Source organism: Bacillus sp. TH50, from assembly GCF_016650565.1.
Taxonomy (GTDB): domain Bacteria; phylum Bacillota; class Bacilli; order Bacillales; family Bacillaceae_G; genus Bacillus_A; species Bacillus_A mycoides.
The window spans coordinates 2,541,823-2,567,202 of record NZ_JAEKFM010000003.1; the positions used below are offsets into that span (position 1 = coordinate 2,541,823).

Below are 25,380 nucleotides of genomic sequence, written 5' to 3' on the forward strand. Positions count from 1 at the left end.
TTCACTCTTTTTTTGAAGAACGCACTTTAAAGTACGATAGGTACTAAAAAGTAACATAGGCACTTTTTAGTACCGTACTACTCATTTCCCTCTTACGTATGCTATTATGGAACATATTCAACATGATAAAAAGTACGTACTTTAAAGTGCTATAGGTACTTTTTAGTAACATTTAAATTATTTGGCTTCTTTTGTTGGAGAACTGAAATCTACATTCATCAAAGGAGATTTTTATATGAAGAAATATAATATTCCCGTTGAAGCGACTTTAGAGGTTATCGGCGGAAAATGGAAAGTCGTTATTCTTTGCCACTTAACGAAAGGTACAAAGAGAACGAGTGAACTAAAACGTTTAATGCCTGTTATTACACAAAAGATGTTAACACAGCAATTACGCGAATTAGAAGAAGACGGAGTTATTCAAAGAAAGGTATACAATCAAGTACCACCAAAAGTAGAATATTCTCTTACAGACTACGGTTGGTCTTTAGAATCCATTCTTGATTCTCTTTGTACTTGGGGCGAATGCCACCTTGAAAAAAGCGGTAACACATCGATGCTAATTACAGAAGGTGAACAATAAAAAAAGGAGGAAATGAACATGAATTTGTCCATTTCCTCCTTTTTTCTTTATATATATGTACATTTTTAAGATAGATAAAATAATTTATGCGCTTTCATGCCTTGTCAGTACTAGGTTACAGAATCAATATCAAATAATTAGGAATCATTTTTATGTTAACATACGTGTATATAGTATATAATATAGGATATATATTATATACACTTTCCGATAAGGGAACTTTCCATTATGCGGACAAGCCATGTATCGGACAGTTCATAAATAATAGGTAGGACATTATGGTTTTGGATTTATGATTTCAGCTTACTTGCTGTCATAAATTTAAAGGCATTTTATTGTGCTTTGTGAAACTTTGTATAAAGTTTCGCAAGTGTTTACTATCTTATCTATCAAAAATAAGAGTATTGCTATCGTAAAGGAGAATTGGAGATGCCAGAAACTATGACTCAAACAAAGCCAGAACAAGAAACTGTACAAATTTCTGCTAGCCAAGGACAACTTGATGTACTTGATCAGTTGTTAAAACCTGAGGTACAAGAATCATTAACAACACTAGTGGAACAGCTTCCAAAATTAACTGAGCTTGTTAACATTTTAACTAAGTCTTATGACTTCGCTCAAACTGTTGCTACTGATGAAGTATTAAAAAGCGACACTGTTAGTGCAATCACAGAGCTTGTAGAACCTGTAAAAGATACAGTGAAAAGCATGGCTGCAACTGCTATCGAAGCGAAAGATCGTGCTGATGAAAGCAACGAAGTTATCGGCCTGTTCGGTCTATTAAAATTATTAAAAGACCCACAAGCACAAAAAATGTTCCGTTTTGTGAACGCATACCTTCAAATTAGTGCAGAACGTAATAATAAATAATTTAACTTATAACAACAATTAGTAAAGACGGGGGATAACATACTATGTCAAAACAAATTGTCATCTTAGGCGCTGGTTATGGCGGTCTTCTTGCCGCTTTAAACGTACGTAAATATTACAGCAAATCAGAAGCACAAGTTACAGTGATTAACCAATACCCAACGCACCAAATCATCACTGAACTACACCGCCTTGCAGCTGGTAACGTTGCTGAGCAAGCAATTGCAATGCCACTTACAAAGCTTTTCAAAGGTAAAGACATCGATCTTAAAATTGCAACAGTTGAGTCATTCTCAGTTGATAGCAAAGAAATCAAACTAGCTGGTGGCACTACTTTATCTTACGATGCACTTGTAGTTGCTTTAGGAAGTAAAACTGCTTACTTCGGTATTCCAGGACTAGAAGAAAACAGCATGGTATTAAAATCTGCTGCTGATGCAAACAAAATCTACAAACACGTTGAAGACCGTATTCGTGAATACGCTAAAACGAAAAACGAAGCTGATGCTACAATCGTAATCGGTGGTGGCGGATTAACTGGCGTTGAGCTAGTTGGTGAGCTTGCTGACATTATGCCTAAACTTGCAAAAAGCCACGGCGTAAATCCAAAAGAAGTTAAACTTCTTCTTGTTGAAGCAGGTCCAAAAATCCTTCCAGTATTACCAGACCACTTAATCGAACGTGCAACTGCTAGCTTAGAAGCACGCGGTGTTACATTCTTAACAGGTCTTCCTGTAACAAACGTTGCTGGTAATGAAATCGACTTAAAAGACGGTCAAAAAATCGTTGCTAACACATTCGTTTGGACAGGCGGCGTACAAGGTAACCCATTAATTGGTGAATCAGGTCTTGAAGTAAACCGCGGTCGTGCAACTGTTGATGCACATCTACAATCTACTTCTCACAAAGACGTATTCGTTGCTGGAGACAGCGCTGTTGTCTTCTCTCCAGACGGTCGTCCATACCCACCAACTGCACAAATCGCTTGGCAAATGGGTGAATTAATTGGATACAACTTATACGCAGCACTAGAAGGCAAAGCATTCGAAGAGTTCGCACCTATCAACTCTGGAACACTTGCTAGTCTAGGACGTAAAGATGCTGTTGCTACAATCGGAGCAAGCAATACTCCGCTTAAAGGTTTACCAGCATCATTAATGAAAGAAGCAAGTAACGTTCGTTACTTATCACACATTAAAGGTCTATTCAGCTTAGCTTACTAATCTGAATATAAGCCCGAATCATGCCCTGCATGGTTCGGGCTATTTTTATCCCGCTATTTGCGGGCTGATAATCAGTGGGGATGAACATAACCCCCCACTGATTAAAGTTTCACTTTATCCGTAATTTTCTCTAACTTATTTATTCGGCAAAAGAATAATATAACCTCTTTAATTATCGAAATATACTGACTTTCTTGTGTCGAAATTGTGTATATGAAAAGAGCGGAAGTAGATATCTTCCCTACTTCCGCTCTTTCACAAGAACTATTCTCCTAATTCCACTAAGCTGTAGTTCTTCTTCCCTTTACGAATAATGATGAATCGTCCATCAAATGAATTTTCTACAGTAACATCCCTACTGACATCCGTTACTTTTTCACCATTCATAGATATAGCCCCATTATTAATATCTTCACGCGCTTGACGTCTAGAAGGTTCAATTCCTAAATCAACTAGCCACTCTACGATATTTTTCGTCTCTTTTGAAGATTGGAATGTCGGCATCTCTTTAAAGCCTTGTTCAATTTCATCAGCTGTTAACGACTTAATATCTCCGCTAAATAACGCTGCTGTAATTTTCACTGCCTGTAAAAATGCTTCTTCTCCATGAACGAATTTCGTCATTTCTTCCGCTAATACTTTTTGTGCTTCACGTTTATGAGGCTCTGTTTCTACCTTCGCTGCTAATTCATCAATTCGCTCTTTCGTTAAGAACGTAAAGTATTTCAAGTATTTAATTACATCACGGTCATCTGTATTCACCCAGAACTGGTAAAATTCAAACGATGTTGTCTTTTCCGGATCAAGCCAAATAGCACCACCTGCTGATTTACCAAACTTCGTACCATCTGATTTTAATAATAATGGAATCGTTAATCCGAATACTTTCGCTTCATGACCTTCTAACTTACGAATTAAATCTAAACCACTCGTAATATTTCCCCATTGATCACTACCACCAATTTGCAATTGAACATCTTCTTTTGTGTATAAATGATGAAAATCCATCGCTTGCAAGATTTGGTACGTGAATTCTGTGAAAGAAATCCCTGTATCTAAACGACTTGCGACAATATCTTTCGCTAACATGCTATTTATGCTAAAGTTTTTTCCGTAATCACGTAAAAACTCGATAATGTTTATTTTATGTGTCCAGTCATAGTTATTTACCATCTTCACTTCGCTATTCCCGCCAAAGTCAAATAGCTTTTTCATTTGCGCTGTTAATGCATCTACATTATGCTGCACCACTTCTAAAGTTTGCAGTTGACGCTCTGATTGACGTCCACTTGGATCACCAATTGTTCCTGTTGCCCCGCCAATTAAAATAACCGGATGATGACCAGCTAATTGGAATCTCTTCATCATCATAAACGGAATCAAATGTCCGATATGCATACTATCACCAGTCGGATCAACTCCGCAGTATAGTGAAATCTTTTTCTCTTCTACTAACTTACGTAAACCTTCTTCATCTGTCTGCTGATTCACAGCACCGCGCCATTCTAATTCATCAATAATATTCATCTTTTGTCATCCCCTTTATTTTTTTGAAAACAAAAAAGCCCCTATGTCTACAATAGACATAGGGACGATTATTCACCGTGTTACCACCCAGTTTGCATAAATAGCATAGCTATTCATACCACTCTTAGCAATAATATCGATTGCTAGTCCGCTTAGCGTTACCTAAGATACTCCAGAGTGTAATTCGCAAGTTTGTTTGTGCTAGGTTCCAGCAACCCCTAGCTCTCTTTAATAACAGTGACAAACTGCTACTGGGCTCTTTCAACGTATATTATTTGTTAAATTATTAGCCATTATATTGAATCCAAATCAAATTGTCAACAATACCCAAATGTTATTTCGAAATAATTCATACTTTTATACGTTTTTTATTCAAAGATTACTGTAGATCTTCTCCAATAATCCTTACTTCTCTCTCTAATTTCACACCGAATTTTTCTTCAACAGTTGTTTGTACGAAATGAATTAAATCGATATAATCTTGTGCAGTTCCGTTATCAACATTCACCATAAATCCAGCGTGTTTTAAAGAAACTTCCACTCCGCCAATTCGCTTACCTTGTAGTCCTGATTCTTGAATCAATTTACCAGCAAAGTTATTTGGTGGGCGCTTAAATACGCTACCACATGAAGGATATTCTAGAGGCTGTTTTGACTCACGTTTAAACGTTAAATCATCCATTTTTTCTTTAATTTCTTCACGCACACCTTCTTCAAGCTCAAATCTCGCTTCAAGAATAATATAATGGTTGTTTGCAAATACACTCTTACGATATCCAAATTCAAATGCTTCTTTCGTTAAAGTACGTAGCTCTCCATCACCTGTCATTACGACAGCTTCTGTTAATACAAACGATACTTCACCGCCGTAAGCACCAGCATTCATATATAATGCTCCGCCAACTGAACCTGGAATACCACAAGCAAACTCAAGACCCGTTAAATTATGATCTAATGCAATACGTGATACATCAATAATTGCTGCACCACACCCCGCAACAATCGCTGTCCCTGTTACAGTAACATTTGTAATATGAATTAAACTTACTGTAATCCCGCGCAGACCACCGTCTTTAATAATAACATTAGAGCCGTTTCCTAAAAACGTAACTGGAATATTGTATTGATTCGCATACTTTATAACTTCTTGAATTTCATCATAATTCGTAGGAGAAACGAACACATCCGCTTTCCCGCCCACTTTAATATGCGTATGATTCTTTAACATTTCATCTTGTTTCACATGACCTTCAGGCAATACTGTACTTAAATATTTATAAACCTCGTGCATATTCATTTTACGATTCCTCTATTTCTATAATCTTTTTATCCCGCTATATACGGGTCCATAATATCCCCACATAAAAATGCATTACAAACAACAGCTAACGTGGTGAATACAGTGTACATAAAGCACACCTATAAACCTCTTAAATTATAAGAGGTTCCACTCATATTAAAATATATATCGCATAATAAAGCAACCCAAATGGGCTACTAAACTTGACATGTAACCATATAGACAACAATTTGTAAAATATATAGGTTTTTCAAAGCAATACCCTTCAATATCTTACTATACCATACGAAAGAAAAGTGGTATTTTTTTGTAATCTTTACTTTGTTTATGACATATAAGAAAATCGATTGAAAGCGGGAGATAAGACTCTCATGAAGATACTAAGTGAGATACAGGAATCAAAGGATTTAACGAAGGAATTTCAAGATGAAGTGGCAGTTGCGAAAGAGAAGAAAAAGCCGTGGTAGAAGTTTTGGTAAGGTTTGTATATAAACTACAAAAAGGTAGAAAAGTATACTTTTCTACCTTTTCGATTAGTGGAATAAAGATAAACCAATTTTTAAACAATGCTATTAGTTTTTAACCACTTTTCAAAAATTAATCTAGATTGTTCTTCAGTAGCATCTTTATCCCCTATTGAAAATATTTTCAAACCGTAACCAACAAATTTTTCACCTAAATTATGTTTACTAGCATATTCATACAAAAAATCCGCGTCAGCTTCATATTTTTCAATAAAAACATCCCATATTGGCTTGTCTATTTTCTTATATGCAATAACTTCTAAATCATATCCATCTTCATAATATCCTATATGCATATGTTGGTGTCCTTCATAGTTACACATACTATTAAATAATCTCTCCTTTACCAAATAATATGATGATCATTCAAATTTGGCGGGACATGATAATGTAAATATGGTCCTTTATTTTTTACTGGACCATAATCTAACCTAAATAACACTTTTTTAGTAACTTTAGATCTGACTTGAATAATTCTAGTTTTATATGGACCTTCATGGACCTTCATGGACCTTCATGGACCTTCATGGACCTTCATGGACCTTCAAGAATATATTTATTTGGTGCGTCTAATGCTTTTTGTACATAAGGTCTCGCTATTTTCCAACCTTTATCTGCAGCTGTTCTTCCCGCTTTTGAAGTTAAAACCCTTAATGCTCCAATAACAAGAGCTGGTAATATTTCTTGTTTAACTATTAATTCACCTGTAAGAGGATTTTTTTCAATAACATATTCAACTCTTGGTTTACTTAGTTCTCCTTCTAATTGTAAAAATACAGGGTCAGTTACTAAAAAATCATATTCGTTCTCGAATTTTTCAAAATCGAAGTTAGAAACATCGACATTAGATAAATCAATACCACCATCTTCTTCAGGAACATATTCTTCGACAATTGTATCATCATTTAATTCAACAGTTGCATCAACAAATGATGGCAATGCAAAACTAAACATTAACACGAAAGAAAGTATCCCAGCTATAATTCTCATCTACCATTCCCCTCTCAAATTTTATAATAGTGGGAAATAAATAAAATTTTATATTTTGTAACAAGTCTAAAAATAAAGCGATGAATTTGTTATTATTAATTTATATAAAATAATAACTTAATAAGATTAAAAATAAATAAACTAAAAATCTCTTCCTCTACAATATAAAGCTAATAAAGCATCTCCCTAAAGGTACAATACTGTATCTTTAGGGGCGATGTTAGTGAAAAAAGAATTGAGCCATTCTAAGACATACCAATCTATTTTACCGATCCACCTTTGACCAATTGGAGATAGGATATAGTAATTTTCAAATCCTTATAAGATTCGATTTAAGCCTTTCACCATATCATTCAGTTGTAAATATAGTGTATTTCTTGGCTCTGTATACTCCTATACGCTCTCGCATTTCTATAAATAGAAATTACTTTGTCACAGGGCTCAACCTTAGGATTTCTCCACCAGCTGCCTGTCAGCTACTAGACGACTTGGCTCTTACTTAGAGACTGGATTTTCACCAACAAGCAGCGGACCAGATAAGCTGGACACGCCATAAAAAAAGAGCACATCCCACAGAATGTGCCCTTTCTATACTTTTTAACTTATTTTTCGTTCTCTTCTTTTTCCTTATCAAACCATAATAGCTCATCGTCATCAACTTCACCATTATAATTGATTAGAATCTCTTCTCCCGCTTTTATATCTTTGTAAGCAAAGAAGTTAAACGTATGATTCTCGAAGACAATATCATACGTTGCATTCGGATTATATGCATGATTAAATAACATGCCGTATCCTAACAGGAATGCCGTATGATTTACCCCATACTCAAATGCGTAGTCAGCAAGTAACGTTTTCTCAATGTGTTCATGCTGTTCATTCGGATAAGAGATAACTGGTGCTGAGTGTATCAACTCACCCTTTTTAATATCACGAGTTGCAAATACACCTCTATTAAATTCTCCATCACTAAGTTCAGAAGTCTTAACTTCAATCATATGCGTCACCTATATATTTCTTTCTTCGAAGTATTTTTCTCCTTAAGCTTGGCAGAAAATGCAGAGAAAAGCAATTAAATTCCTACCAAGTGGTCTTTTTCATCGATATTATTTTTCTAGAATATCTTCTAGCAACTTCACTTGCTCGCTAACAGTATGTAACGTCTTCACCGATATATCATTTCGATGCTTTTCTTCTTCAACACTCGCTAACACTTCTTCCGTAGCTGCAGAAGTTTGTTGAATTACGTTAGAAGCATGTGTAACGTCCTTTACGATATTCGTCGTTTTAGCTTGGAAACTTTCTTGATGACCAACAATCTCCCTCATTACATCATTAATCGCATCAATAAACTTCCCTAAATCCGTTACATTCGTCAAAACACTTGCTAACATTTCGTTACATTCTTCTTGTACTCTTTCAGACTTCTCTACCTGCACTTCTACTTTACTTGCTTGATTACTAAACTCCTTCAAAATGCCTTGAATTCTCCCCGCAGAACGATTCGATTCTTCAGCAAGCTTTAATACTTCATTCGCTACAATAGCAAAACCTTTCCCATGTTCTCCTGCCCTTGCAGCTTCAATATTTGCATTTAAAGCTAGCAAACTCGTCTGACTTGAAATATTCGTTATTACATCTACAATTTCATTAATTTGTTTCGATTGTGTCATCAATTCTCTAAATATAGTTCCTGATTGTGAAACAACATCATTTAAACTTCTCATGTTAGCTTCAAAATTTCTTAAAGTACTTACACTACCCTTTGAAATTTCTAAACTTTCATCAACACGAATCGAAGCATTTCTTACTTGAGAGATGATTTGGTCAATATTTCCCTCCATATCATTCAATACTTCTACTGAACGAGACATCATCTCTGATTGCGATTGGGTTCCCACTGCTACTTCTTCAAAAGCAAAGTTAATTTCACTCATTGACTCCATCGATGTATTCATATTTTGTCTTAAATGATTGAAATTACTATCTAGTTTCACAACTGTTCTCTCAATAAGCCTTTGCGTTTCTTCTAACTCCTGAGCTTTCTTCATCACCGCTTGCTTCTCATCACTTAAACGAGCCAACAGATTAGAACCAATCTTCGTTACACCCCACATTGCAATCGTTACAATCGCTAACAAGCTTGCGAAATTTGCAGCTTCAGATGACGCTGTATACGCAAAAAATTGATTTGGCCAATAACTACAAAGTATAAATGTAACAACAACTGCTACCCCGCCAAGGATTAAAATAAGACGTTCACTCAAATAAATAAGTGAAACCGCTAATGTAAAATAGATCATTTGAAATACAGCTGGGCTTTCATTAAAAGCTTGTACCATAATGAAAGACATAATAAGTAGCATACATGTCATGATGTATTTATACATTGCTTCCATACTTTCTATAAAAGTAAGCAGCGTTCCAAATACTACGATAGAAATACCACACATCCAAAATGCTATTGCTCTCTCTGTAAAAATATATCCGTAATACCCAATCGCTATTATCCCAAGGAAGAAACTACACATCGTGATAAACAACAATAAATGATTTTTCTGCGATTCTTTCTCAAGGTTAGAAAAACAAGTTCTCTTTAACCACTCCATATATGAAGCCCCACCTTCTACTCATACGTATCGATTACTTCAGCTTGAATACCGCACTCACTGGGTTATGATCGCTATTTTCAAACTTCAAATCTTTCCCTTGTACATTTACAATTTCAACATTCGGTGAAACGATAAAGCCATCAATAATCGTGACAAAGTTTTCACCTTCCACGTATTTCTTTACATCATCTCTCACAGTCATAACAGACGGATCTACAGCCCACTTAAAGCCACCATCAGTAAAGTCCTTCGGTAATTCTACTAACCACTCAGGACGCTCTTTCACAAACTTAGGATCGCTTAACTGAACGTTAGAAAGTAATTGATTCCAGTCTCCGCCCATTATGACATAATCACCATTTTCATAATGCTTGTTCATATATTTTTTTAAATATTCTACTTGCTGTTTTCTAATTTTCCCGCCTTCATCATAAGCAGATAAATGTAGATTTACGAGTCTAACAAATTTCCCATTATTAACAGGTATTTTATGTTCAACAATCGCTCGGTCTAAATCAAATAAACGCTTTGGCCACGGCTCCATTCCAGGAAGCTGAAATCTCTTCGCTGTTTGAACCGTATATTTAGAAAATGTACTTAATCCAGCTTCAGCATATCCCATTGGATTTGTTATTGGCACCGGAACCCATTTCGTATCGTAGTTCTTTCCGAATGACGAAGCATAATCAGGTAATCCTTTTTTCAAAAATTCATGCCCATTTACATCAAATGATCGCATTGATTTTATATCTGTTTCTTGTAATAGTGCAAAATCACTATTCTCATTTTGTAAAAACGAAAGCATATTCTTTAAGTTAGTTTCCGTTTGTTCTTTACTACTTGAACCAGACCCTTTTCCCCCATCCATAAAGAAGTCTTGATCCTTATCTAGTCCAGCATATCCAATATTAAATGTTGTAACTTTAAATTCATTTCCAGGCGCAATTACGCGCTCCTTATTGTTTTCCACCTTCAAGCTTATAACATCAGCCGGCTGTTCTTTTGTAAGTGTCATATACGCTAAAAACCCACCTACAACTCCCACCCCTACTAAAATACATATAAGTACTATTTTTAATAATTTTTTCAAACAAACGACTCCTTTTCTAAAACATACGATTTTACTTTTCTTTATTTTCAGTTAAATAAAAAATGACAGACATACGAAATATTTTATCACACTGAAAACCTTATATCACTATATTTAGTTTATAAGTAAGTATTCCCTATCTTAAACTATTATATAAATACAAAATGCACCAACTTCTCCACTGGAAATTAAACGCAATGTTTAGTACACTATATGTAATAATCATAGGTGATGGAGTTCGCCATAACCGCTGCTTAGCTAATGACTCCTACCAGTATAACTACTGGTAGGAGTCTATTTTTTTGAGCAAGCTATTTAAAGAGGTGAGAAAATTGATTTATATTATCGTTGGCATCGCCGGCATATTAGGAGCCCTTTCCCGCTATTATTTAGGTCTTACTATTCATACATTTTGGCATCATTCTTTTCCATTAGCTACATTACTCATTAACTTAGCCGGCTGCTTCTTATTAGCATGGCTAACTACGTATATCGCCCGGCTAAACATCTTACCTTCAGAGGTTATCACAGGCATCGGGACTGGATTCATCGGTTCCTTTACGACGTTTTCAACATTTAGTGTAGAAACTGTGCAATTAATCAATCATTCTGAATGGAGCACGGCTTTCTTATATGTATCATGTAGCATACTTGGCGGCCTCATTATGTCTAGTCTTGGCTATACACTAAGTGATTTCTTAATTAAGAAATCACTTACGGAGGGGGATCACTTATGATGGAAGCTTTATTAGTGGCAACTGGAGGGTTTTTCGGTGCGATTACACGATTTGCAATTAGCAATTGGTTTAAAAAAAGAAATAAAACACCCTTTCCAATTGCTACATTTCTTATTAATATAGCAGGAGCATTTTTACTCGGGTATATAATTGGCCGCGGAGTCTCTACAGGATGGCAATTATTATTAGGTACTGGTTTCATGGGTGCATTCACTACATTTTCGACACTTAAATTAGAGTCCATTCAGCTTCTCAATCGCAAAAAAATTTACACATTCCTTTTATATTTAAGTACTACTTACATAATTGGTATCCTATTCGCATTCCTTGGAATGAAGCTCGGTGGAATATAAAAAAGCGACTCTATTGAGTCGCTTTCTTTCATAAGAAGTATGTCCCGCCATATGGAATGGAAAATAAAGTGAAACTTTATCGCACTTGCTTTTTTCGAAACATCGAGAAAACAGCCACGAACAAAATCGCAATAATTCCAGTAAAAACAAATAAATAAGCTAATGGAATTAAGAAAAATGGTTCTACTAAAGTTCCATCTGGCTTCACTTCGGAACCAATTATATTAAACATAATTATACATAACACTCCTAAAAATATCGGACTAGACGCTAATAAGTATTTTTTCTTCATCATAATTCCTCCTTTTTATACTCTAAAATGTCACCTGGCTGACAGTCTAAAACTTCACATATCTTCTCTAAAGTTGAGAATTTAATTGCTTTTGCTTTTCCATTTTTTAATATCGAGACATTCGTCGTTGTAATTCCTAATTTCTCGGATAACTCTGTCACACTCATTTTTCTTTTCGCTAACATTACATCGAGATTTACTACAATCGTCATAACAGAGCACCTCAAATCGTTAAGTCGTTATCATCTTTTATTTCACTTGCTCCTCTAATTAAATGAGAAAGCAAGGAAGTAAAAATCGATATAACGACTGAGAAGAATACAATAAGTAATAGAATAACTAAAATGCTCGTATGATAACTTCCAGCTGCGAAAATATATAGTAATGCTCCGATATATAAAACACCTTCAGTCATAGATAAAATACTAATCCTCTTTAATCGATTCGCATTTTTTACAGTAAAGGCTTTGTGTGAGGCAATATCTGAACATATTTTCCACCCTAAAAATAAAGCGCTAAAAAATGGAATTCCTGTGATCCAAATGAACAGTACGAATGGCTTATATAGTCCCTTCAAATTTTCTGAAACTAACAATACCGCTCTTCCCGTTTCTGGCCCAATATATATGCAGAACAATAAACCAAAACATCCGCAAAGAATGATAATTAACTTTAACCATAATGACAATTCGTTTTGTTTCACAAAAACCCGCTCCTAAACTAACAGCACTTATCTATTGTTGTTTTTTCAACTTTGAAGTGATAAATCCAACTAGCAACACACCAATACCACTAAAGAACAATAGGTAGCTTACTGGTACTAGGAAAAAGAAAGGTTCTACAAGAAGCCCATTATCCGCCACTTTACTAGTTGTACCGTGCATTAATAAACAAGTAACTCCTAACGATATTAGTACGATAGCTAATAAAAATTTATTCTTCATAATATATTCTCCTTTAATTTCACAATTAATTTTTCCGCATTCCTTTTGCTACCCTCATAATAAGTCCCGACGCATTATAAGTCAACAACTATTTATCGTTTTACGATAAATAGTTGTTGACTTATATAACAAAAAGACTATAGACAATCATTGTCTATAGCCTCTTCACTCTAAAATATTCTTTTTGGAACATACACATTCTTATCGCATTATGGTAGTTGCCATCAACGAAGAACTCATCTTGCAACTCACCTTCTACTATAAATCCGACCTTTTTATAAACGTGTACAGCTTTTTCATTCTCTTTATCGACAACTAAATATATTTTATGCATATTTAATACGGAAAAAGCGTAATCCATCGCTAAACGCGTTGCATCAGCTGCATAACCGTAACCTTGGTAACTCGGATCAATAATAATTTGGAATTCAGTTCTACGGTGAATATAATCGATTTCTACTAATTCGACTAATCCCACCATCTCATTATCTTTCTCAACGATAAATCGGCGCTCACTTTGATCATGTATATGTTTATCGTATAAATCCTGCAGCTCCACAAATGCTTCATAAGGCTCTTCAAACCAATACGACATAATATGCGCGTTATTATTAAGTTCGTGTACAAACTTTAAGTCTTCCCGTTCTAAAGGACGTAATTTCAATTCCTGACTCATTTCTATAACCTCCAAAGTAAAAGAAACCTCTTCACTTAATTTCTCAATTTTTTTCGATTTCAAACGTCCTATTTACATTGTAAACTTTCAAGTAACTTGAAGGTCAAGATGTAAAAAGTAGTACAAACAAAAGTCTGCACTACTACTCTTTCTTCAAATCCCTCATATTTGATATGTATAAAGCAATGACTAAAACGAGAATGGCCCCTGTCTCAAGCAGTTCATCATGGGATACAATAATGAATTGAATTAAAGCTATGATCCGGATATAAATAAAATATCGTAACGGAAAATGATAATTAGATTTGAAATACTTAATAATTAATATAACGGATCAATACAAACAAGAAATTTAATTAATCTGTTAGAAAATCCACATAGATCAGACCATTTTTACAGACCTCCTCACTAAAAAATAATACTTTCTTATAAAAATAAACACCCCCCGAATTATAGGACTTTTTAAAGCACCTACAATCCAGGGTATTCTTTCTTTATTTTTGTTTCTTTTTATTATTCTATCGAGTTAGCAATTTCAATCAACTCTTCAGTAGTAAACTTACCTACATCTTTTTCACCTATTAAAGCATAATATAAATTATCTTTTGGATTATTGAATGCCAGAACTTGAGCTGCATCACCTTCTGCATATGTTGCCTCTATACCATTACTCAATCTTACAATTTTTGTATCATAATCCGTTGTATCAATGCTTGTTTCAGTCCCTATTACATTAAAAGTTATTCTTTGAGAAGCATTGTTATTTTCGTATCTATGAGTATAAAACTTTGTTCCCTCTGAAGACTCAGATAGAGATGTTGCTACATAGTCTCCAGCTTTATTATCCATAAAATTAGTATTTTTAATACCATAAGTTGTTTCGCCTAAAATACCTGTACTTTTTTGGTCGTCTCTAAAGATTACTTTCTTAGGAAGTTTTACATCTTTAGATACCGACTTATATAATTCTCTATCTGTATTTAAAACATATGCTTCTACCTTTTCTTCGCTAGCCTGTACTTTTTCTTCCATTCCACTGGCTAAACACATACTAGTAGCTAATCCGCCAAATAAAATCACAGCTAGTAACTTTTTATTAAATTTCATTTAGGTCCCCACCTTTTCATAATATAAATTTAATATTTAAAGATCTGTACATATCTGTATTGAACTCCATTACCAGCTCCAGAACTACGAGCATCTGTATTTATATGCAAGTTAACTGATGTTATATTTGGTAAATTAGGTCCCCAAAATGGGTCTGGATTATTTCGTAACATTTTATTATAGGCGCTTAAAGGATAGTGCACATTAGAACTAGTTTTACTTTGCGCCCAAAAACTTTGTATATAAGGGTCACCAGAATCAATACTGGTGCGTAACTTTACCCCTATTAAACGTTTGTCTTTACTAATAGTACTTGTCATTGATAAATTCCCACTACCACCACCGCCAGAAAAACCGGCACTATTTGTATAAGAACCACCACTAGATCCAACATTATACTGCTTATACTTATCTACATAACTACCTGCACTAACTGACCCTAAAGACGAAAAACCTATAAAAGTTGCTAATGCTCCAATTCCACAAATCTTTTTTGCCTTTGAATTTCCCAGAAATTTGTTAAACATGAATCACATCACTCCTTTTTAGATTTTTTGTTACAAAAACATCATAAACTAATATAAAAATTTCATGTCGAAATTTACAACTTATTAACGAAAAAATGAAAAAAATGAGGATATTTACGGTAAATTAATAAAAAAATAAATTACGCTTAATCTAGGCTAACTCTATGTAAGATAAAATATTATTACAAATATAATTTATTGCTAAAAATTAAGAAAAGGGGCTGAATTTATGAAAATACAATATAGAAAGTATGCGTCACCTTTAATCTCGCTAGCCTTATTTACTCTCATTGGTTGTGCTAATAATGAGAAAAACAACAATAAAAACAAGACATATACTTTTGAGGCTTCCAAAAAACGTGGCGATATTATTGAAAAAGACGATAAAGTTTATAGCATAGAAAAATTAGATACTTTCATAGAAAACTATAATTTAAATAAAGATGATTCAGTTAGAATTACTAAATTTAATAACAAGAACGAGCCTACTATCATTGATTTAACTGTAAAAAAAGAAAAGGACTCTACCTCCATCTATTATGATGTCGACTACACAAAAACAAATGAAAAACATAACGAAAACCAAGATATTCAATATTCAAATAATATATGTCAAAAAATAAAGAAAGATATTGAAGACAACAAAGTAACTTATAAATTAGAATGTCCTGACATTATCAATTTGATTACAGCCTCAAAATAATATCCAATCTCCTTAAGGGATGGCTTTGCCATCTCTTTTCTGTTCCAGATTTCCTACACCAAACTCAAGCTGCAAATAAAAAAGTAGCACAAACAAAAGTCTGCACTACTCTTTTCTCAAATCTCTCATATTCGATATGTATAAAGCAATAACTAAAACAAGAATGGATCCCGCATATAATAACGTCTCCATTGGTTCCTCATGAGACACAATAATTAAACGAATTAACGCCGTAATTCCGATATAAATAAAATAACGTAACGGAAAATGATAATTCGACTTAAAATACTTAATAATTAATGCGATGAACTCGAAGTATAGGAAATAGACGATGATACTCTCAACTAATTTATAAGATGTATACTTCTTCGCTGAAAATATGTATTGAATAAAAGTAATTGTTTCGTTAATTAAAAAAATCGATAAAACAATGGATAATATGATTAATGCTATATTTAATATCCACTGTAAAACGCTAGCTATATAATGATCGATATTAAATGACTTCATTTTCTCTTTTAGCTCCCCTTCGTGTAAGTACTTATTCATTATAGCAAAATTATACTTACAGAAATGTTAAATCATATATGATCGTCCTCTTTCACGATTACTTCACCATTCGGATATTTTTGCTTAATATAATCGCTTCCCCAATCGCAAAGCACCTTCAAACCCTTTTTTAATGATTCTCCCTGTTCTGTAAGAGAATACTCAACTTTCGGTGGTACTTGATTATATACTTTTCTAGACACAAGCCCATCTTTTTCAAGCTCTTTCAATTGCTCAGTAAGCATTTTTTGTGTAATACCAGTTACCAATCGTTTTAACTCACCCGTTCTTGTCGGTCCGCTTGTTAAATGATATAAAATGTGGGATTTCCACTTACCTCCGATCACATCCAAAACGACTTCAATTCTATTGTTATACTCTTTTTTCATATTGAACTCCTTCTGTATTTTGATAGGCACTTTCTCGTGCCTATGTCACGAGATGGTGTCTATATCACGGAAAAGTGCGTACTTTTCATAATATCTGTACTATACCATAATGATGCATGTAAGCAACTTATAACAGAGCATTAAATTAGTGGAGGTATTTTAAAATGAAAAAAGAAAATCGTACTGCAAATTTTTATGATGTGATTCGTGAGCGCCGTTCCGTTCGCTCTTATGATCCTTCAGTTACAATCTCTGATGAAGAAATTAAAGAACTTTTAGAAGAAGCAATGCTAGCACCAAGTAGTTCCAACTTAAACCCATGGCGTTTCATGGTAATTACAGATCAAGACTTAAAAGAGAAACTTCATCCAGTTGCTTTAAATCAATCACAAGTGCTAGAAGCATCCGCTATGATTGTAATTTTAAGCGAAAATAATGCCCATGAATTCGAACATATCAATAAAGTGAAAGAACGTGCAGTAGCTGCTGGATTCATGACAGAAGAAATTAAAAACAGACTGAACAACAGTATTCGTGAGTTTTATGCATCTGTAAGCGAACAAGGAAAAAGAGAATGGCAAATGCTTGACGGTGGTTTGCTAGCTATGCAATTTATGCTTGCTGCAAAAGCGAGAGGATACGATACAGTCCCAATGCTTGGCTATAACGTTGAAGAATTCCGCAAAGCATTTAACATTCCAGAAAACTTAACTGACGTCTTAATGATTGCATTAGGCAAAGCAAAAGAGCCAGGATTCCCAACAGTTCGATTAACTGTAGATGAAGTAACGTCTTGGAATGGCGAGTTTTAATCACAGTGTTTATCGTACTTTTGGAATGAAAGTACGATAAACACTATTAACGAAACTATGATGGTAGCAACCATAATCATAATGCAAAACTACAATCTAATCGAATAATACAAAAAAGAAAGGCGGAGAAAACAATGCTTGAAGTTTTAAATCGAATTAATGAATTAGCTAAAAAACAAAAAGAAGAAGGTTTAACAAAAACAGAATTAAATGAGCGCACAGAATTACGCGAGAAGTATCTTCAAATTATTCGCGGTCAAATCAACACCACTGTTACAGGATTAAAAATATTAGATCCTTTAGGAAATGACGTGACTCCTGAAAAATTAAAAGAGCAACAAAAGCTATCACTAAACACAGATAACAACGCATGAAAATACCCAGCTCCTTTGTTACTTAATGATTCATCTAATAGTACGTTTGCTTAGATGCATCATTAAGTTAATATCTACTTCCCCATCCACTTTCTGTTTCTAAATCAAAAAACCACAAACAAATTGTCCCCATCTTTTCTTTGCATCCTTTAGCTTTTTCACAATGAAACCATATACGTCAAAACCTTTTCATGACGTTATTACTTCCACATAGTTGCAATTTATATAATAACGGTACAGTACAAATAACTTGCTGTATAAAGTGAAACTTTAATCAGTAGGGGTTTTCTTCATCACCCACTGATTATTAGTTGAACCAATCGGGCTTTTACGGGCAGTTGATCCCCCATCTAACTTCTTTGCTTTCGCTGAATTTTGAAGTGGTGGTCTTACTGCCCGTTAATGCGGGATAAATAATTGTGGGGGGATTAATGATGAACGAAGCGTTACTATTAGTCGACATACAAAATGATTACTTTGAAGGCGGCAATATGGAATTACATCAACCTGAAAAAGCCGCACAAAAGGCGAAAGAAGTCTTGAAAGTATTTCGTAAAAAACATAAAACAGTTATTCACGTACAACATATTGCGAACAATGAAGGAGCTACTTTCTTCTTACCTGAAACAGTAGGTGTTCAAATTCATGATGATGTACAGCCAATTGCTAACGAAAGAGTCATACAAAAACATCACCCTAACAGTTTTTTAAGGACCAATTTATTTGAAACATTAAAGAAAGAAGAAATAGATCAACTAGTCATTTGCGGTATGATGACTCATGTATGTATTGATGCAACAGTACGTGCTGCCAGTGATTTAGGATTTCAATGTGTTGTAATTGAAGATGCTTGTACAACAAGAGATTTAGAATTTCAAGGAAATCTGATCCCCGCAGTACACGCTCATCAATCGTTCATGAGTTCGTTAGAGTTTGGTGATATTTATGCGAAAATCCTGTCGGCAAACCGTTTTATAAACAAGAGCAAATAAAGAATTACAGTTCCATATAAAAAAAGAAAGAATAAATCTCTTATTCTTTCTTTTTTCGATTGTCTTAATGACAGTATTTATACGATAATCACCATAATGTAAAACATCTGCAAGAGTCTCTTCTAATTGCTGGTGCGAAGATGTGTGAAGAATCATGATATAACACCCATCGCCACTTATACGATACATTTCAGTAATTAAGTCCGTTTTTTCAAAAAAAGTTTGAATTTGATTATGATAATGTGGTGCATGCAGAAATAGTGTAACAAACGTCATAATAGACCCTTCTAACTTAGCCCTGTCGATATCTATCGTATATTTTTGAATGACACCCGCCTCTTCTAATTTATTAATTCGTTTCCCAACAGCCTGGCCAGTCAAATGTACTATCTCTCCAATTTCCTTCCAGTTCATTCTAGCGTTTTCTTGTAGTAACTTTATAATTTTAAAATCTGTTGAATCAAACATGGACATCCCCTTCCTATAGGAATCACCTTCTATAAGATCATCATTTCCCCTACAATTCATCTTAAAAACTTTTACAATACACTCGATTAACTCTATTAAGAATTACATTACTGTTAACAGCTTTCCTTCTTCCTTTACTATGTATTTTTCGATTACTCGTAGGTATCAGAAAAAAATTGATAAGCGTTCGAAAGGGCCATCCAGTAAGCCAGCGATTGTTTTTTATAAATATGAAAATTTTTTAGGAATTAGTTTATCTTTTTTTAATGATTTATTTAGAGGGAGTTTATACTCGGGGATTAACATGATAAACGTAGTAACTAAGTTCGTTGCTCCCACCTGAATCTTTTCATATAACAAAAATTTAAAAGGACGAACTGCTACTATAATCGCAAACCGTACTAACTAAAATCATACAATAAGGAGACGATAAAAATGAATAAAAAAACAAAAGTACTATCATCCATACTGCTAGGATTCACATTAGCATTAACAGGTTGCGCTGGCACGAAAGCTGAAGAAAATCATAGTAAACAAAAACAAGAACAAGCTGCGAAAGATACTAAAAAGGAAAATAAGTTAACTAAAGGGCAAAAAATGGCTAATATTCTTAGCGAGACAAATTGGCAAGGTACAAGAGTGTATGACAAAGATAAAAATGACTTAACGAAAGAAAATGCAAACTTCATTGGTCTTGCAAAATATGATGCGAAGTCAGGAAGATATGAATTTTTTGATGCTAAGACTGGTGCAAGCCGTGGCGATAAAGGAACTTTCTTTGTCACAAATGATGGGAAGAAAAGAATATTAATTTCAGAATCAATGAAGTATCAAGCTGTTGTTGACATGACAAAGCTAAATAAAAATGTATTTACCTATAAAAGAATGGGGAAAGATGCTAACGGTAAAGATGTAGAAGTTTTCGTTGAACATGTTCCATATAAAGAAAAAGAGCTTTCTTTCACCGATCCGGATAAGCAGCTAAACTCTACTACAGGTGATATCGTTAAAAACGTGGATGGAGATAAAATTTTAGGCGGAACCCTTTGGCATGGAACAAAGGTATTAGATGAAGCCGGTAATGATGTAACGCAGTTTAATTCGAATTTTATAAGTCTAGCAAAATTTGATGACAAGTCTAATAAATACGAGTTCTTCAATAGCGAAACAGGTCAAAGCCGCGGTGATTATGGCTACTTCGATGTTGTACATGAAAATAAAATAAGAGCTCATGTTTCAATTGGAAATAATAAATATGGTACGGCTCTTGAACTTACTGAACTGAATAATAAGAAATTTACGTATAAAAGAACTGGTAAAGACCAAGCGGGTAAAGACATAACTATATTCGTTGAACATGAGCCTTATAAAGGTGATATAAAACCACAATTTAGCTTTTAAGAACGTTTGATTACAAATCCTGTACCGAGCTGCAGGATTTTTTTAAAGAAAAATCATTTATGATTCCCTTGAAAAAAATTGTCTTATATCCCCCTCAACAATTCAGCACGATTGTTGAATATAATATCTCTCATTTTTTTAACAGCTTTAAAAAGCCTTACTACACATAAATTGTAGTAAGGCTCTGACTATTTAAGATAAACATTAAACGACTTCATTATCTCTATACAAATAAGGTTTAGCAAATAATGTTGCTATCCCCTCCAAAGAAAAGAAACCTTATTTCAACTTTCCTATTGATAAGTTAACACGATAGTTCCCGTACTTTAATAGTCGCCCCAGAAAGTTATCCAATTCTTCATTAGAAGCAAAATGTGTTTTTAATAAATAACATCCCTCACCACTTATACGGTGTACTTCAGAAATCCCTTCTTCTTTTTGAAAGAAATTCATAAACTCTTGGTGATTAGCTGTTGTTACGAATAAAGTAACAAATGCAGTCACTACTTGTCCTAATTTGATTCGGTTTATTGCGATTGTATATTGTTCAATAATCCCTAAATCCTCTAATCTTCGAATTCGATTTCCTACAGCCTGCCCCGTCATATGTATTTTTTGACCAAGTTCTTTCCATTGTATTCTTGAGTTTTCTCCTAATAATTTCAGTATCTCAAAATCTGTTTGATCAATGATATAAACCAATCCTTTCATCGTGAAAGTAGAAAGCCAGAAAGTGTTTCGCCAACTTATTCTGCTTGTCGATACAATTCACTATACTTAGTTTATCCTCTTACATCGCATTGTTTATCAGTTATATTTACTTATAACACAGAGGACGCAACAAAAAAATACATCTAGATTTAAAGGAGGTTATAAATATGTTATTACAAGAGATTTTAGAGTACAATGAACAATTTGTAGAAAATAAGGAATACGCTCCTCGTGAAGCGACAAAAATGCCTAAAAAACGTATGGTTGTTGTTTCTTGCATGGATGCTCGCTTAATTGAGCTACTTCCAAAAGCTTTAGATATACACGATGGTGATGCAAAAGTTATCAGAAATGCAGGTGGTAAGATTGCTTCTCCTTTCGATAGTGTTATGCAAAGTGTTGTAGCATCAGTATATGATTTAAATGCAGATGAAATCTTCCTTATCGGACACCATAGATGTGGTGCGAGCCAAACAAATCCAAAAGGAACACTTCAAAAAATATTAGATCGTGGAGTAGCTTCACCAGAAATTTTATCAGCGATTGAATATGCTGGTGTTGACCTTAAAAAATGGTTATTCGGATTCAATGATGTTTGCGATTCAACACAAGCTAATGTTGATTTAGTAAGAAATCACCCACTTATTCCAAAAGATGTTCCTGTACACGGTTTAGTTATTGATCCACATACAGGTAAATTAGATGTAGTGGTAGATGGATATAAAGCATTAAATGGTGAAACAAAATAATTAATATTACTTACATGAAGGGAAGTTATTAGATATGAAAAGACAAGTATTAGATATGAATCGACCAGAAGCTACGAAAAAAATTATAGAAGCAAAAATTGCAAAAGGTTTAACATGGGAAGAAATTGCAAAAGTAAGTGAAAACTCTGAGACTTGGGTTGTAACAGCGTTATTAGGACAAGCTACAATGACACGTCCAGAAGCAGAAAAAATCGGTAAACTATTAGAATTAGATGAAGAAGTAGTTCAAGCATTAACAGTAGTTCCACTTCGCGGCCAAGTAATGGAAATGCCTCCTACTGACCCAATTGCATATCGTTTATATGAAATGATGTTACAATATGCACCAACTATTAGAGAGTTAATCTTAGAAAAAGCCGGCGAAGGCGTAATGAGTGCGATTAACTTCAACCTAGGTGTGGACACACAAGAAGATCCAAAAGGTGGCGACCCTCGTATCGTGATTACACTTAACGGGAAATTCTTACCGTTCCGTACATGGTAATTAATTAAAAATCCATCTATATAATTAAAGTAATTTTATAGATTTACAAAATCCATCCTTTTTAATCTAGCTGTGTAGAAAGGATGGATTTTTACTATGAAATTCTTTTTCGGCAAAGGAGACTAATATGAATAAAAAATACTTTGATACGAGCTTTAGTATTCTACAGTGGTTTGTGTTTTTATTAGCAAATGCAATTGCATTGCCTATAATTATTGGTGGCATATTCCATTTATCAATAGAAGATATCTCAACATTAATGCAACGAACTTTTTTAGTTGTAGGAGTAAGTTCATTTATACAAGCATGGTTTGGGCATCGCTATCCCATAGCGGATGGGCCAGCCGGTTCATGGGTAAGTATATTTGTCATATTGGGACAAGTCGCTATGCATCAGGGACAAAGTGCAAAGGATGTATTACAACTTCTAGAAGGCGGATTAATTATTGCAGGTATATTACTCTTCGTCCTTGGTATAACAGGGCTTGTTCATCGAATTCTACGTTTATTTACACCCTTGGTTACAGGAACTTTTCTTTTAATACTATCTCTTCAGCTTAGTGGTGTGTTACTAAAAGGAATGATGGGATTACAAGGAGCTGTAACTCATCCTGATTATACAACGGCTGCTATTGCGCTCTTTGTTTTTGCCCTTATTACTTTCTTATCAATTAAAGGGAACGGATGGATGAAAAGTTACGCTGTGTTACTTGGAATTTCATGTGGTTGGCTTTTGTATGCTGTATTAGGAAAATCATCTCATATGCCTTCACACACACCGTTAGTTAAGTTACCAGAGCTATTTTCTTGGGGCACACCTAGATTAGATATTGGAATGGTTCTAACTGCAACTTTATTTACATTTCTTTTAGTTGCAAATACAATCGCTGCTATTTCGGCTGTAAAACAAGTGGCTCCGTTATCTAAAGAAAATGAAAAGCAAATACTGAACCGCGGCGTGTGGGCCGGAGGTATATCACATATTATCTCGTCGTTGTTTTCTACAATTGGAATTGTACCATTACCTGCATCAGCAGGATTTATTCAACTAACAGGACAAAGAAAAGTGAAGTCGTTCCTTATAGCAAGTCTTATATTAGCAGGAATTTCTTTTATTCCTTCAATTGTAAACTTTATATCCTTGCTACCAGGTCCTATTGCTAATGCTGCACTTTTAGCAACATTTGTCCAAGTAATAGGCATTTCATTTCAATCCATTTTACGTGAAGAATTAAATCAACGCCGATTAACTATATTAGGAATTTCATTATTAATCAGTTTGGGAATAATGTTTCTTCCAGAAAGTGCGTTTAGCGGAATTCCTTCTTCCTTACAATATGTTTTAAGTAATGGATTACTTGTGGGTACCATGCTTGTCATTCTATTGGAACAGTTTTGGAAAGAGTAAAATTTGTGACTAAGTAAAAAAGCGCCCTGCTTTGCAGTGACCCCTGTCAAGTAGACAGTATTAAAAAAGCGCAACTAAGCAACCTGAGTTCTATATTTATATGGACTCAGGTTATTTAATTTCTTTTGAAATCTTTGATGATTATAAAAGTACATATATTTACGCACGGCAAGTTTGACCTCATTCGCTTTATGGAAGGAGTGTAAATGAAAACACTCTGCCTTAAAGTGACTGAAGAAGTTTTCCATACAAGCATTATCCCAACAGTTGCCTCTTCGAGACATACTTGCCTTCATCTGATATTTTTTAAGTAATTGATTATATTGACGAGATGTATACTGGGACCCTTGATCACTATGTAAGAGGATTCCCTTCACATTTCGTTTTTTCTTTGCCTTTTTAAGTGTATCTAACACAAGTTTTAAGTCGTTTCTACGACTGGTTTCATAGGCAACAATTTCATTATTGTATAAATCCTTAATAGCGGATAAGTACAAGCGCTGTCCATTGAAAATCAAATAGGTAATATCGGTTACCCATTTCTCATTCGGTTTTGAAGCTTGAAACTCCCTATTTAGATGGTTCTCTGAAATCACATAAGCTTCTTTTTTTCCGTAATAAGGTCGTTTTTTCCTAATTACGGCTTTGATACCTAGTTCACTCATCAATCTTTGGATGCGTTTATGATTCAAATGAAGGTTATATGTGGCTTTCAGCCAAACTTGTATTCTTCTATATCCATAAATTCCTCTTAATTTTTTATGACACTTCAATATCTTTTTCTTAATTTCGATATCCTCTGATTGTTTTTTTGAAGGCGTCGTATGCCGTTTTATCCATTTGTAGTACCCACTTCTGGTTACACCAGCAATATCGCATAGAATGGTCACTGTATAACCTGTTTTTGTCATTTCATGGATGACTTCGAATTTTTTTATTTTGGATACGACTTTCATTCCTCCTT

31 protein-coding genes, 3 pseudogenes, 1 riboswitch and 1 other annotated feature are annotated in these 25,380 nt (G+C 34.3%); of the genes and pseudogenes, 14 read left to right on the forward strand and 20 right to left on the reverse strand.

The genetic code is table 11. The features are described 5' to 3' along the window. The first annotated feature begins 235 nt into the window (after nucleotides 1–235). The 3 genes from JFU23_RS13305 (at nucleotide 236) to JFU23_RS13315 (ending at nucleotide 2,676) form a co-directional block, all read left to right on the forward strand. Nucleotides 236–583 (forward strand): winged helix-turn-helix transcriptional regulator, encoded by a 348-nt coding sequence (locus JFU23_RS13305; protein ID WP_097871450.1) that lies wholly within the window; start codon nucleotides 236–238, stop codon nucleotides 581–583. 429 nt (nucleotides 584–1,012) lie between these two features. Then, nucleotides 1,013–1,453 carry a DUF1641 domain-containing protein gene (locus JFU23_RS13310; protein WP_002016003.1) on the forward strand — a complete coding sequence of 147 codons (441 nt, stop codon included), beginning with the start codon at nucleotides 1,013–1,015 and terminating at the stop codon, nucleotides 1,451–1,453. A 44-nt stretch (nucleotides 1,454–1,497) separates the two neighbouring features. After that, nucleotides 1,498–2,676: an NAD(P)/FAD-dependent oxidoreductase gene (locus JFU23_RS13315; RefSeq protein WP_002016002.1), complete on the forward strand. Its 1,179-nt coding sequence runs from the start codon at nucleotides 1,498–1,500 to the stop codon at nucleotides 2,674–2,676. 264 nt (nucleotides 2,677–2,940) lie between these two features. Here the strand turns inward: JFU23_RS13315 and tyrS are convergent, their stop codons facing one another. Both tyrS and murB read right to left on the reverse strand, forming a co-directional pair. After that, nucleotides 2,941–4,203, reverse strand: coding sequence for a tyrosine--tRNA ligase (gene tyrS, locus JFU23_RS13320; RefSeq protein ID WP_201032057.1), 1,263 nt, complete (start codon nucleotides 4,201–4,203; stop codon nucleotides 2,941–2,943). Between the two features lie 57 nt (nucleotides 4,204–4,260). Next, nucleotides 4,261–4,477 (reverse strand) — a binding site (T-box leader). 105 nt (nucleotides 4,478–4,582) lie between these two features. Beyond that, the gene (gene murB, locus JFU23_RS13325) at nucleotides 4,583–5,500 is read right to left on the reverse strand and encodes a UDP-N-acetylmuramate dehydrogenase (RefSeq protein ID WP_201032058.1); all 918 of its coding nucleotides are present in this window, start codon (nucleotides 5,498–5,500) and stop codon (nucleotides 4,583–4,585) included. Nucleotides 5,501–5,850: 350 nt separating this feature from the next. Between murB and JFU23_RS13330 the strand changes: the two genes are divergently transcribed. Beyond that, complete coding sequence (locus tag JFU23_RS13330; protein WP_002016020.1) at nucleotides 5,851–5,970, forward strand: DUF3967 domain-containing protein; 120 nt, start codon at nucleotides 5,851–5,853, stop codon at nucleotides 5,968–5,970. 92 nt (nucleotides 5,971–6,062) lie between these two features. Here the strand turns inward: JFU23_RS13330 and JFU23_RS13335 are convergent, their stop codons facing one another. The 5 genes and pseudogenes from JFU23_RS13335 to JFU23_RS13355 all read right to left on the reverse strand — a co-directional run bounded on the left by JFU23_RS13335 (nucleotide 6,063) and on the right by JFU23_RS13355 (nucleotide 10,719). Next, entirely contained in the window at nucleotides 6,063–6,350 is a 288-nt protein-coding gene (locus tag JFU23_RS13335; RefSeq protein ID WP_201032059.1) for a DUF3986 family protein, read from the reverse strand. Between the two features lie 20 nt (nucleotides 6,351–6,370). Beyond that, nucleotides 6,371–7,017 (reverse strand): annotated as a pseudogene (locus JFU23_RS13340) (hypothetical protein). A 602-nt stretch (nucleotides 7,018–7,619) separates the two neighbouring features. After that, nucleotides 7,620–8,015: an SET domain-containing protein gene (locus JFU23_RS13345; protein WP_000573650.1), complete on the reverse strand. Its 396-nt coding sequence runs from the start codon at nucleotides 8,013–8,015 to the stop codon at nucleotides 7,620–7,622. A gap of 108 nt (nucleotides 8,016–8,123) precedes the next feature. Then, on the reverse strand, nucleotides 8,124–9,626 hold the full coding sequence (locus JFU23_RS13350; protein WP_201032060.1) for a DUF4077 domain-containing protein: 1,503 nt from the start codon (nucleotides 9,624–9,626) through the stop codon (nucleotides 8,124–8,126). A gap of 34 nt (nucleotides 9,627–9,660) precedes the next feature. Continuing rightward, entirely contained in the window at nucleotides 9,661–10,719 is a 1,059-nt protein-coding gene (locus tag JFU23_RS13355) for an endonuclease/exonuclease/phosphatase family protein (protein ID WP_002068235.1), read from the reverse strand. A gap of 218 nt (nucleotides 10,720–10,937) precedes the next feature. Next, a riboswitch (Fluoride riboswitch) is annotated at nucleotides 10,938–10,997 on the forward strand. Between the two features lie 54 nt (nucleotides 10,998–11,051). Between JFU23_RS13355 and crcB (JFU23_RS13360) the strand changes: the two genes are divergently transcribed. Together crcB (JFU23_RS13360) and crcB (JFU23_RS13365) are read left to right on the forward strand one after the other, a co-directional pair. Then, nucleotides 11,052–11,456 carry a fluoride efflux transporter CrcB gene (crcB, locus tag JFU23_RS13360; RefSeq protein WP_201032284.1) on the forward strand — a complete coding sequence of 135 codons (405 nt, stop codon included), beginning with the start codon at nucleotides 11,052–11,054 and terminating at the stop codon, nucleotides 11,454–11,456. Beyond that, nucleotides 11,453–11,809, forward strand: coding sequence for a fluoride efflux transporter CrcB (gene crcB / locus JFU23_RS13365; RefSeq protein ID WP_201032061.1), 357 nt, complete (start codon nucleotides 11,453–11,455; stop codon nucleotides 11,807–11,809). Before crcB (JFU23_RS13360) ends, crcB (JFU23_RS13365) begins: the two co-directional genes overlap by 4 nt. Before the next feature lie 76 nt (nucleotides 11,810–11,885). Here the strand turns inward: crcB (JFU23_RS13365) and JFU23_RS13370 are convergent, their stop codons facing one another. From JFU23_RS13370 to JFU23_RS13405, 8 genes and pseudogenes are all read right to left on the reverse strand, one after another. Beyond that, nucleotides 11,886–12,101 (reverse strand): DUF3955 domain-containing protein, encoded by a 216-nt coding sequence (locus JFU23_RS13370; RefSeq protein ID WP_201032062.1) that lies wholly within the window; start codon nucleotides 12,099–12,101, stop codon nucleotides 11,886–11,888. Then, on the reverse strand, nucleotides 12,101–12,313 hold the full coding sequence (locus tag JFU23_RS13375; RefSeq protein WP_061690041.1) for a helix-turn-helix domain-containing protein: 213 nt from the start codon (nucleotides 12,311–12,313) through the stop codon (nucleotides 12,101–12,103). Before JFU23_RS13375 ends, JFU23_RS13370 begins: the two co-directional genes overlap by 1 nt. An 11-nt stretch (nucleotides 12,314–12,324) precedes the next feature. Then, complete coding sequence (locus tag JFU23_RS13380) at nucleotides 12,325–12,804, reverse strand: DUF2975 domain-containing protein (RefSeq protein ID WP_201032063.1); 480 nt, start codon at nucleotides 12,802–12,804, stop codon at nucleotides 12,325–12,327. A 31-nt stretch (nucleotides 12,805–12,835) separates the two neighbouring features. Beyond that, on the reverse strand, nucleotides 12,836–13,045 hold the full coding sequence (locus JFU23_RS13385; protein ID WP_002129860.1) for a DUF3955 domain-containing protein: 210 nt from the start codon (nucleotides 13,043–13,045) through the stop codon (nucleotides 12,836–12,838). A gap of 154 nt (nucleotides 13,046–13,199) precedes the next feature. After that, nucleotides 13,200–13,721: a spermidine N1-acetyltransferase gene (gene speG / locus JFU23_RS13390; protein WP_002112781.1), complete on the reverse strand. Its 522-nt coding sequence runs from the start codon at nucleotides 13,719–13,721 to the stop codon at nucleotides 13,200–13,202. A 142-nt stretch (nucleotides 13,722–13,863) separates the two neighbouring features. After that, a pseudogene (locus JFU23_RS13395) lies at nucleotides 13,864–14,052 on the reverse strand (phosphate-starvation-inducible PsiE family protein); the annotation flags it as partial. 182 nt (nucleotides 14,053–14,234) lie between these two features. Then, on the reverse strand, nucleotides 14,235–14,828 hold the full coding sequence (locus JFU23_RS13400; protein WP_201032064.1) for a DUF4367 domain-containing protein: 594 nt from the start codon (nucleotides 14,826–14,828) through the stop codon (nucleotides 14,235–14,237). A 29-nt stretch (nucleotides 14,829–14,857) separates the two neighbouring features. Further along, nucleotides 14,858–15,355 carry a hypothetical protein gene (locus tag JFU23_RS13405; protein WP_201032065.1) on the reverse strand — a complete coding sequence of 166 codons (498 nt, stop codon included), beginning with the start codon at nucleotides 15,353–15,355 and terminating at the stop codon, nucleotides 14,858–14,860. 229 nt (nucleotides 15,356–15,584) lie between these two features. Between JFU23_RS13405 and JFU23_RS13410 the strand changes: the two genes are divergently transcribed. Then, on the forward strand, nucleotides 15,585–16,058 hold the full coding sequence (locus JFU23_RS13410; RefSeq protein WP_201032066.1) for a DUF4362 domain-containing protein: 474 nt from the start codon (nucleotides 15,585–15,587) through the stop codon (nucleotides 16,056–16,058). A 105-nt stretch (nucleotides 16,059–16,163) separates the two neighbouring features. Here the strand turns inward: JFU23_RS13410 and psiE are convergent, their stop codons facing one another. Then, nucleotides 16,164–16,568, reverse strand: coding sequence for a phosphate-starvation-inducible protein PsiE (gene psiE, locus JFU23_RS13415; protein ID WP_002129862.1), 405 nt, complete (start codon nucleotides 16,566–16,568; stop codon nucleotides 16,164–16,166). Nucleotides 16,569–16,639: 71 nt separating this feature from the next. Further along, nucleotides 16,640–16,996 carry a winged helix-turn-helix transcriptional regulator gene (locus JFU23_RS13420; protein WP_201032067.1) on the reverse strand — a complete coding sequence of 119 codons (357 nt, stop codon included), beginning with the start codon at nucleotides 16,994–16,996 and terminating at the stop codon, nucleotides 16,640–16,642. A 164-nt stretch (nucleotides 16,997–17,160) separates the two neighbouring features. Between JFU23_RS13420 and JFU23_RS13425 the strand changes: the two genes are divergently transcribed. From JFU23_RS13425 to JFU23_RS13435, 3 genes are all read left to right on the forward strand, one after another. Continuing rightward, nucleotides 17,161–17,808, forward strand: coding sequence for a nitroreductase family protein (locus tag JFU23_RS13425; protein ID WP_201032068.1), 648 nt, complete (start codon nucleotides 17,161–17,163; stop codon nucleotides 17,806–17,808). 134 nt (nucleotides 17,809–17,942) lie between these two features. Then, nucleotides 17,943–18,182 (forward strand): DUF896 domain-containing protein, encoded by a 240-nt coding sequence (locus JFU23_RS13430; protein ID WP_002129863.1) that lies wholly within the window; start codon nucleotides 17,943–17,945, stop codon nucleotides 18,180–18,182. Between the two features lie 434 nt (nucleotides 18,183–18,616). Then, entirely contained in the window at nucleotides 18,617–19,174 is a 558-nt protein-coding gene (locus JFU23_RS13435; RefSeq protein WP_201032069.1) for a cysteine hydrolase family protein, read from the forward strand. A 45-nt stretch (nucleotides 19,175–19,219) separates the two neighbouring features. Here JFU23_RS13435 and JFU23_RS13440 read toward each other — a convergent pair. Then, nucleotides 19,220–19,648 (reverse strand): annotated as a pseudogene (locus JFU23_RS13440) (Lrp/AsnC family transcriptional regulator); the annotation flags it as partial. 429 nt (nucleotides 19,649–20,077) lie between these two features. Between JFU23_RS13440 and JFU23_RS13445 the strand changes: the two are divergent. Further along, the gene (locus tag JFU23_RS13445; protein ID WP_201032070.1) at nucleotides 20,078–21,043 is read left to right on the forward strand and encodes a DUF4822 domain-containing protein; all 966 of its coding nucleotides are present in this window, start codon (nucleotides 20,078–20,080) and stop codon (nucleotides 21,041–21,043) included. Nucleotides 21,044–21,322: 279 nt separating this feature from the next. On the opposite strand, the gene JFU23_RS13450 is transcribed toward JFU23_RS13445, so the two are convergent. Beyond that, complete coding sequence (locus tag JFU23_RS13450) at nucleotides 21,323–21,754, reverse strand: Lrp/AsnC family transcriptional regulator (RefSeq protein WP_088079693.1); 432 nt, start codon at nucleotides 21,752–21,754, stop codon at nucleotides 21,323–21,325. A 167-nt stretch (nucleotides 21,755–21,921) separates the two neighbouring features. Here JFU23_RS13450 and JFU23_RS13455 point away from each other — a divergent pair, with 167 nt between their 5' ends. From JFU23_RS13455 to JFU23_RS13465, 3 genes are all read left to right on the forward strand, one after another. Next, nucleotides 21,922–22,503, forward strand: a complete 582-nt coding sequence (locus JFU23_RS13455; RefSeq protein WP_201032071.1) for a beta-class carbonic anhydrase — start codon at nucleotides 21,922–21,924, stop codon at nucleotides 22,501–22,503. Nucleotides 22,504–22,558: 55 nt separating this feature from the next. Further along, on the forward strand, nucleotides 22,559–23,008 hold the full coding sequence (gene cynS / locus JFU23_RS13460) for a cyanase (RefSeq protein ID WP_201032285.1): 450 nt from the start codon (nucleotides 22,559–22,561) through the stop codon (nucleotides 23,006–23,008). 127 nt (nucleotides 23,009–23,135) lie between these two features. Next, nucleotides 23,136–24,416: a purine/pyrimidine permease gene (locus JFU23_RS13465; RefSeq protein WP_201032072.1), complete on the forward strand. Its 1,281-nt coding sequence runs from the start codon at nucleotides 23,136–23,138 to the stop codon at nucleotides 24,414–24,416. A 74-nt stretch (nucleotides 24,417–24,490) separates the two neighbouring features. Here the strand turns inward: JFU23_RS13465 and JFU23_RS13470 are convergent, their stop codons facing one another. Further along, the gene (locus tag JFU23_RS13470; RefSeq protein WP_201031949.1) at nucleotides 24,491–25,372 is read right to left on the reverse strand and encodes an IS3 family transposase; all 882 of its coding nucleotides are present in this window, start codon (nucleotides 25,370–25,372) and stop codon (nucleotides 24,491–24,493) included. Between the last annotated feature and the right edge of the window lie 8 nt (nucleotides 25,373–25,380).

Bases quoted from the DNA above. Each gene is read 5' to 3' on its own strand.
- JFU23_RS13305 (WP_097871450.1), top strand. From the start codon at position 236: ATGAAGAAATATAATATTCCCGTTGAAGCGACTTTAGAGGTTATCGGC.
- JFU23_RS13310 (WP_002016003.1), top strand. From the start codon at position 1,013: ATGCCAGAAACTATGACTCAAACAAAGCCAGAACAAGAAACTGTACAA.
- JFU23_RS13315 (WP_002016002.1), top strand. From the start codon at position 1,498: ATGTCAAAACAAATTGTCATCTTAGGCGCTGGTTATGGCGGTCTTCTT.
- tyrS (WP_201032057.1), bottom strand. From the start codon at position 4,203: ATGAATATTATTGATGAATTAGAATGGCGCGGTGCTGTGAATCAGCAG.
- murB (WP_201032058.1), bottom strand. From the start codon at position 5,500: ATGAATATGCACGAGGTTTATAAATATTTAAGTACAGTATTGCCTGAA.
- JFU23_RS13335 (WP_201032059.1), bottom strand. From the start codon at position 6,350: ATGTGTAACTATGAAGGACACCAACATATGCATATAGGATATTATGAA.
- JFU23_RS13345 (WP_000573650.1), bottom strand. From the start codon at position 8,015: ATGATTGAAGTTAAGACTTCTGAACTTAGTGATGGAGAATTTAATAGA.
- JFU23_RS13350 (WP_201032060.1), bottom strand. From the start codon at position 9,626: ATGGAGTGGTTAAAGAGAACTTGTTTTTCTAACCTTGAGAAAGAATCG.
- crcB (WP_201032061.1), top strand. From the start codon at position 11,453: ATGATGGAAGCTTTATTAGTGGCAACTGGAGGGTTTTTCGGTGCGATT.
- JFU23_RS13370 (WP_201032062.1), bottom strand. From the start codon at position 12,101: ATGAAGAAAAAATACTTATTAGCGTCTAGTCCGATATTTTTAGGAGTG.
- JFU23_RS13375 (WP_061690041.1), bottom strand. From the start codon at position 12,313: ATGACGATTGTAGTAAATCTCGATGTAATGTTAGCGAAAAGAAAAATG.
- JFU23_RS13385 (WP_002129860.1), bottom strand. From the start codon at position 13,045: ATGAAGAATAAATTTTTATTAGCTATCGTACTAATATCGTTAGGAGTT.
- speG (WP_002112781.1), bottom strand. From the start codon at position 13,721: ATGAGTCAGGAATTGAAATTACGTCCTTTAGAACGGGAAGACTTAAAG.
- JFU23_RS13400 (WP_201032064.1), bottom strand. From the start codon at position 14,828: ATGAAATTTAATAAAAAGTTACTAGCTGTGATTTTATTTGGCGGATTA.
- JFU23_RS13405 (WP_201032065.1), bottom strand. From the start codon at position 15,355: ATGTTTAACAAATTTCTGGGAAATTCAAAGGCAAAAAAGATTTGTGGA.
- JFU23_RS13410 (WP_201032066.1), top strand. From the start codon at position 15,585: ATGAAAATACAATATAGAAAGTATGCGTCACCTTTAATCTCGCTAGCC.
- psiE (WP_002129862.1), bottom strand. From the start codon at position 16,568: ATGAAGTCATTTAATATCGATCATTATATAGCTAGCGTTTTACAGTGG.
- JFU23_RS13420 (WP_201032067.1), bottom strand. From the start codon at position 16,996: ATGAAAAAAGAGTATAACAATAGAATTGAAGTCGTTTTGGATGTGATC.
- JFU23_RS13425 (WP_201032068.1), top strand. From the start codon at position 17,161: ATGAAAAAAGAAAATCGTACTGCAAATTTTTATGATGTGATTCGTGAG.
- JFU23_RS13430 (WP_002129863.1), top strand. From the start codon at position 17,943: ATGCTTGAAGTTTTAAATCGAATTAATGAATTAGCTAAAAAACAAAAA.
- JFU23_RS13435 (WP_201032069.1), top strand. From the start codon at position 18,617: ATGAACGAAGCGTTACTATTAGTCGACATACAAAATGATTACTTTGAA.
- JFU23_RS13445 (WP_201032070.1), top strand. From the start codon at position 20,078: ATGAATAAAAAAACAAAAGTACTATCATCCATACTGCTAGGATTCACA.
- JFU23_RS13450 (WP_088079693.1), bottom strand. From the start codon at position 21,754: ATGAAAGGATTGGTTTATATCATTGATCAAACAGATTTTGAGATACTG.
- JFU23_RS13455 (WP_201032071.1), top strand. From the start codon at position 21,922: ATGTTATTACAAGAGATTTTAGAGTACAATGAACAATTTGTAGAAAAT.
- cynS (WP_201032285.1), top strand. From the start codon at position 22,559: ATGAATCGACCAGAAGCTACGAAAAAAATTATAGAAGCAAAAATTGCA.
- JFU23_RS13465 (WP_201032072.1), top strand. From the start codon at position 23,136: ATGAATAAAAAATACTTTGATACGAGCTTTAGTATTCTACAGTGGTTT.
- JFU23_RS13470 (WP_201031949.1), bottom strand. From the start codon at position 25,372: ATGAAAGTCGTATCCAAAATAAAAAAATTCGAAGTCATCCATGAAATG.